Origin of the sequence: Accumulibacter sp., from assembly GCF_031732815.1 — a bacterium.
In the GTDB taxonomy this organism is placed as follows: Bacteria; Pseudomonadota; Gammaproteobacteria; order Burkholderiales; family Rhodocyclaceae; genus Accumulibacter.
The window spans coordinates 1-5,333 of record NZ_JAVMKF010000116.1 but is presented as its reverse complement, the minus strand read 5'-3'; the positions used below and the strand labels follow the sequence as shown (position 1 = coordinate 5,333).

5 protein-coding genes are annotated in these 5,333 nt (G+C 65.8%); all 5 read left to right on the top strand.

Translation table 11 applies throughout. The features are described from left to right. Window positions 1-172: 172 nt before the first annotated feature. From RKP46_RS08485 to RKP46_RS08465, 5 genes are read left to right on the top strand one after another with little or no spacing between them, the layout of a single operon-like run. Window positions 173-2,476 carry a DUF637 domain-containing protein gene (locus RKP46_RS08485; RefSeq protein ID WP_311106241.1) on the top strand — a complete coding sequence of 768 codons (2,304 nt, stop codon included), beginning with the start codon at window positions 173-175 and terminating at the stop codon, window positions 2,474-2,476. A 4-nt stretch (window positions 2,477-2,480) separates the two neighbouring features. Beyond that, window positions 2,481-3,029, top strand: coding sequence for a hypothetical protein (locus RKP46_RS08480; RefSeq protein WP_311106240.1), 549 nt, complete (start codon window positions 2,481-2,483; stop codon window positions 3,027-3,029). Window positions 3,030-3,065: 36 nt separating this feature from the next. Next, window positions 3,066-4,397, top strand: a complete 1,332-nt coding sequence (locus tag RKP46_RS08475) for a DUF637 domain-containing protein (RefSeq protein WP_311106239.1) — start codon at window positions 3,066-3,068, stop codon at window positions 4,395-4,397. Between the two features lie 9 nt (window positions 4,398-4,406). After that, window positions 4,407-4,865: a hypothetical protein gene (locus RKP46_RS08470; RefSeq protein WP_311106238.1), complete on the top strand. Its 459-nt coding sequence runs from the start codon at window positions 4,407-4,409 to the stop codon at window positions 4,863-4,865. Continuing rightward, entirely contained in the window at window positions 4,862-5,272 is a 411-nt protein-coding gene (locus RKP46_RS08465; RefSeq protein ID WP_311106237.1) for a hypothetical protein, read from the top strand. The genes RKP46_RS08470 and RKP46_RS08465 overlap by 4 nt, the downstream gene beginning before the upstream one ends. Window positions 5,273-5,333 lie beyond the last annotated feature (61 nt).

Below are 5,333 nucleotides of genomic sequence, written 5' to 3'. Positions count from 1 at the left end.
GCCTCAGCCCGCTCCAGAGCCCGCGCCCCAACCGACTCCGCAACCCACGCCCCAGCCAGCTCCGGAGCCCACGCCCACACCTACGCCCGCCCCACAACCGGCGCCGACGCCCGAACCGACGCCTGCGCCTGCGCCGATTCCGCCGGCGACGGCCGCGCCCATCGCCAACCTGGTGGTCAACCGTGGGGTCATTCAGGCTGGCGAAGTGGTCATCGCCACACAGCACCTGCGCAATGGCGTTGACTACGCCGACCGCAGTCGGCGCATCGCGGCGCCAGGAGCAGACCTGGCCAGCCTGGACGGTGGCGTCATCGCTGCACGTAGCGACATGGCGCTGGTCGCCGGGCGCATCGACAACACCGCCTACATGACCGCCGGCGGAACGTTGCTGATCGACGCCAATGAGCTGGCCAACCGCAAGCGCAATGCCGAGTACTCGGCAAAGCAGCGCGTCAAGGGGGGCTACCTTTACAGTTGGGGCGACACCGTCCAGCCGGGGGGCTACCTGCAAGCCGCCGAATGGCAGCTCAACGTCCGGCGGGTGGCGTCCGTTTCCGGCGAGTTCGTCGTCAGCGACCCCGACCCGGCGGTGAGGGCCCGCGCCAGCGCGCAACTCGAGGCGGAACTGCGCGAGACCTTGGGCGAAGCCTACGAAGCGAGCGTCGCCGAGGATCACCTGCAACACCGCTTCAAGCCGAAGAAGAAGCGCTCGCTCGGCGGTCTCCTGGGCGCGGTTGCCGCTCTCGTCGTTTCCTTCTACACCTTCGGCGCTGCCGCCGGCGCCTTCGCCACGCTGGCCGACGGCGCTGCGTCCACCTGGGCAGTCGGTGGCCTGGCCAACACGGTGGCCGCAAGCAGTGTTTCCGGCATGGCAGCCAGCGCGACTGGCCAGGCGGTTGCCACCGGACGCGTCGATCTGCGGCAGGTCGGACGCGCCGCAGCGACCTCGGCGCTCACCGCCTTTGCCCTCAACATGCCGCTTGGCCAGGGCGGCCAGAGCCTTAATCAATTGGCGGCGATCGACGCCAGTCCGGCGGGAACCACCCGTGCGCACTTCAGTCCAGAGACCTTGCCCGGGAACGCGTCGGCAACGCTCGTCCGGGCCACCGTCAGCGCCGGAATCCAGTCGGCCATCGAGCGCACCAGTTTTACCGAGGCTTTACGCCACCAGCTTGCCGATTCGCTCGCCGCCGTCGGCGCCAACGTGATCGGCCAAGCCTGGGGCGACGGCCGTTCCCCACTGCTCCAGACCGCGGCACACACCACGCTGGGCTGCGCTGCAGCCGCCGCTCGCGGCCTCGACTGCGCCTCCGGCGCGCTCGGCGGCGCCCTGTCTGCGCGCCTGAACCCCTGGCTCGACGACTGGATCGGCGGTGACGACGGCAGCGGCTGGGGGGCAACGGCCCAAGGTGCACAAGTGAACCGGCAAGCCGGCCTCACCAGCCTGACCATGCTCGGCAGCGGTCTCGCCGCCTACGCCATCGGCCGCGACCCGCTCGCCGCCGCCGAGGCGGCGAAGAACGAGACTCTGAACAATTGGCTTCACCCTCGGGAGCAGACCCTCAAGCAACAAGCCGCCCGAGCCTGCATGTCCGGCCAGGATACCGCCTGCCAGATCCAGCGCATGCTGCTGACGCTCGATGAACAGCGTGAAAGTACTCCATCGGCCAAATTCACCCAGGGCTTCCTCAACACCCTTGCCACGGCCGGCAGCGGCGCCTTCCTCCTCCCGATCGAGATCGTGCAAGCCGTCGCCGAGGGCAGGAGCCTCGACGCCTTGGCCGGTGCCTTACGCAGCATCGTCAATCTCCCCACGCGCCTGGCAACCGGTCTGGCTTCCTCCGATCCTACCATCCAGGGCGCAGCAGTCGCCGAATCCTTGATCATCGTCGCCGGCGCTACCGCACTGGCGAAGAACGTCGTCAAGACGACGCCGGTCGACCCGCTGAACGCCACAGCGACGATCGAGAACCGGTTTTATCGCGATGGGGCCGCAGTCGACTATGACCGGGCGTTCGACTTCCAGCCCGGCCGCGTGCTCGCTGCTGAAGAAGCCAACGCACGCACGGTTGCATTCGGCAACAACGCGCTCAATCCGCAGATGCCCTACGCACGTGGCACAATTGTCACCGAGCGACTCGCCCAGCCGGGCGAGAGGCTTTACGTGATTGAATACCAGCGCCAGGCAGCACCGGGAACTTGGGCCACATCAAAACAATACGCCTCCCTGGAACTCGCCCGACAGGAGTTGGCCCTCTTCCCTGAGTTCAAGAACAGCGCGGATCTAGTCGTGCGCGAATATACCGTCGTCAAACCAATTTCGGTACGCGAAGGGACGGTAGGCTCGCTCACGAGTGCCGTCAATGGTAAAACGTATGTCGGTGGCGGGCGGCAGGTAGAGTTCATGTTTGATGTCAGGCAAGATTGGGCGCGCTACCTGCGTAGAAGCGAGCCTTCGGGCATGACGATTCGTTGACCCGATGCCAATTGAGTCGATTCAATTTTTTTCGAGTTCAGGGGTTTCCTGCGATGGAATCTTTGCTGTCGGCGCCTTCCCGTACAGCACCAACGACGTTCAGCACGATGACGGCCCCATAGGACTACGCTGGAATTGCGAGGGTCAAGCACACTCGTGGCAGACAACTGGCAAGGTTTCCATTTATCCCTCCCCTGACTTCGCCACGTTGGTCATCGTGTTCGGCGGCAAAGCACCACAGAACTTTCACCGACCGCACAACGCGCTCATCCTGAACGCCGACGGCAGCGTGCGCTGCCAGGTGCGCCAACCCATGCGCTACGCCGGACGACGAACGGAGTTTCTCGACGCCTGGTGGTACTACCGCGATCTTCCAGCACCGTCGCCACCTTGGTGGGCCTTCTGGCGAAAGGCGCCTGACCCGCAGCGGGAGGTTCGCATGAAGATGCTGATCGGCGGAGAAATCGGCCTGCCTAACCGGGACTTTGTTGCCTTGGACTTCAATCCAGAGACGGGCGAGTTCGGCGAAATCGTCGACTCGGGGCGATTCTGAGCCAGCCGGGAGAAATTGCCTGCGATTGAAGGGTGAATGGTGCACGACATCCGTATTCTCTCTCTCGCCTTACCCGGCGACATGGCGTTGATCGCCCGGCGCATCGACGATACCGCCTACATGACCGCCGGCGGAACGTTGCTGATCGACGCCAATGAGCTGGCCAACCGCAAGCGCAATGCCGAGTACTCGGCAAAGCAGCGCGTCAAGGGGGGCTACCTTTACAGTTGGGGCGACACCGTCCAGCCGGGGGGCTACCTGCAAGCCGCCGAATGGCAGCTCAACGTCCGGCGGGTGGCGTCCGTTTCCGGCGAGTTCGTCGTCAGCGACCCCGACCCGGCGGTGAGGGCCCGCGCCAGCGCGCAACTCGAGGCGGAACTGCGCGAGACCTTGGGCGAAGCCTACGAAGCGAGCGTCGCCGAGGATCACCTGCAACACCGCTTCAAGCCGAAGAAGAAGCGCTCGCTCGGCGGTCTCCTGGGCGCGGTTGCCGCTCTCGTCGTTTCCTTCTACACCTTCGGCGCTGCCGCCGGCGCCTTCGCCACGCTGGCCGACGGCGCTGCGTCCACCTGGGCAGTCGGTGGCCTGGCCAACACGGTGGCCGCAAGCAGTGTTTCCGGCATGGCAGCCAGCGCGACTGGCCAGGCGGTTGCCACCGGACGCGTCGATCTGCGGCAGGTCGGACGCGCCGCAGCGACCTCGGCGCTCACCGCCTTTGCCCTCAACATGCCGCTTGGCCAGGGCGGCCAGAGCCTTAATCAATTGGCGGCGATCGACGCCAGTCCGGCGGGAACCACCCGTGCGCACTTCAGTCCAGAGACCTTGCCCGGGAACGCGTCGGCAACGCTCGTCCGGGCCACCGTCAGCGCCGGAATCCAGTCGGCCATCGAGCGCACCAGTTTTACCGAGGCTTTACGCCACCAGCTTGCCGATTCGCTCGCCGCCGTCGGCGCCAACGTGATCGGCCAAGCCTGGGGCGACGGCCGTTCCCCACTGCTCCAGACCGCGGCACACACCACGCTGGGCTGCGCTGCAGCCGCCGCTCGCGGCCTCGACTGCGCCTCCGGCGCGCTCGGCGGCGCCCTGTCTGCGCGCCTGAACCCCTGGCTCGACGACTGGATCGGCGGTGACGACGGCAGCGGCTGGGGGGCAACGGCCCAAGGTGCACAAGTGAACCGGCAAGCCGGCCTCACCAGCCTGACCATGCTCGGCAGCGGTCTCGCCGCCTACGCCATCGGCCGCGACCCGCTCGCCGCCGCCGAGGCGGCGAAGAACGAGACTCTGAACAATTGGCTTCACCCTCGGGAGCAGACCCTCAAGCAACAAGCCGGCAAGGCCTATCAGGCCGGTCAGGAAACGGGCTGCTAGATCCAGCGCATGCTTCAGAGGCTTGATGCCGAGCGCGAAAACACCCCTTCGGCGAAGTTCGCGCAAGGCTTCGTCAACGCCACGGCCCTGGCGGGCGGCAGCGCCTTGCTCATGCCGGTGGAGATTCTTCAGGCTGTCGCCGAAGGCCGCAGCCTGGACGCCCTGGCCAATGTCCTGAAAGGGATCGCCGGCCTGCCGTCACACCTGGCGACGGGGCTGACCTCGAGCGATCCCGCTACCCAAGGCGCCGCGGTCGCCGACTCCTTGATGCTGGTCTACGGCGCCGCGGCGCTGGCGAAGAGCGTCGTCAGGCGCGCGCCTCCCGCCGACACTCTGAGCATCGCAGCCAGAGTCGATAACAATTTTTACCGAGATGGCAGCATCGCCGATGCGGGTAAAACCCTTTCGGCTACCGGCAACTGGAAACCAGCCTGGGAGGTGACGGCACAGGAAGCCAATGCCTCTTGATCGCCGAACGTCTGCCAACAGGAGCAGTGGTGAAGCAGCGGGTGTCGGCGGATGCGTTGAACGCAGATGTCGTGGCGGATAACGTGACCCACAAACCGCCCTACGTTCCAAACACGGAAGCAGTGACCTTCACGACAACGCAGGCGGATCGGTATGTGCGGGTGTATGTCAGCGGGCCAGGATCTGTGCAAACCGGCGCTTGGCTAATGCGTGCCGCCGACATTGAAGGTCTCTCCGCCGCGCAGATCGCCAGCAAGTACGCCTTGCCGCAAATACCCGGCATTATGGAGCAACCACCCCAGAGCGCCTCGCCCCGAGGCGACCACCCGCCGGCGACGATTTTTTTCGCAGTCGCACGCTGTGAGACTGTCGGATCGTACACTGACGCTCATAAACGACACCCATGAGGCCGTGCCATGAGTTTGCATTTTCTGTTGAGAGCTGAAGCCCGTAGCCTGTCGCTGGTTC

Coding starts and splice junctions, on each gene's coding strand:
- RKP46_RS08480 (WP_311106240.1), top strand. CDS start 2,481: ATGCCAATTGAGTCGATTCAATTTTTTTCGAGTTCAGGGGTTTCCTGC.
- RKP46_RS08475 (WP_311106239.1), top strand. CDS start 3,066: ATGGTGCACGACATCCGTATTCTCTCTCTCGCCTTACCCGGCGACATG.
- RKP46_RS08470 (WP_311106238.1), top strand. CDS start 4,407: ATGCTTCAGAGGCTTGATGCCGAGCGCGAAAACACCCCTTCGGCGAAG.